Here is a 597-nt window from a genome sequence, read left to right on the forward strand (position 1 = left end):
CGGACCGCGTGCTCGGGATGTTCATCAACACCTTGCCGGTGCGCCTGCGCATCGACGAGCGCGGGGTCGAAGCGGCGCTTCGCCAGACGCACGAAACACTGGCCCGTCTGCTCCATCACGAGCATGCACCACTGGCACTGGCCCAGCGCTGCAGCGGGGTCGATGCCCAGGCGCCGTTGTTCACCACGCTCTTCAACTATCGCTACAGTGTGGAGCAGGCGGAAGATGGCGCGAGCGATGCGGGTGACTCCGGCATCGAAGTTCTGCACAGTCAGGATAGGACCAACTATCCCATCACGATTTCAATCGACGATCTCGGACAGAACTTCCGCATCAGCACCCAGACGATCGAAGTGTTCGATCCGGAGCGGCTGGGTCAATTCATCGTTCGCGGCATAGAGGCGCTCATGGATGCCCTCGATCGCGCGCCTCAAAAAGCGCTCTGCCTCATCGATGTGCTCCCGCCCTCCGAACGCCACCAAGTACTCATCGGCTGGAACGAGACGCGCCAAGCCTACGATCGCGACGCCACGATGCACGCGCTGTTCGAGACGCAGGTGCAACGACACCCCGAGGCGATCGCGCTCGTCTTCGAAG

1 protein-coding gene is annotated in these 597 nt (G+C 62.3%); it reads left to right on the plus strand.

Annotated elements, in window-relative coordinates:
- Positions 1-17: 17 nt before the first annotated feature.
- On the plus strand, positions 18-597 hold a 580-nt coding region (locus I8J34_RS24255; protein ID WP_230412000.1), incomplete at its 3' end, for a condensation domain-containing protein.

The organism is Denitromonas iodatirespirans (genome assembly GCF_018524365.1).
Taxonomy (GTDB): domain Bacteria; phylum Pseudomonadota; class Gammaproteobacteria; order Burkholderiales; family Rhodocyclaceae; genus Nitrogeniibacter; species Nitrogeniibacter iodatirespirans.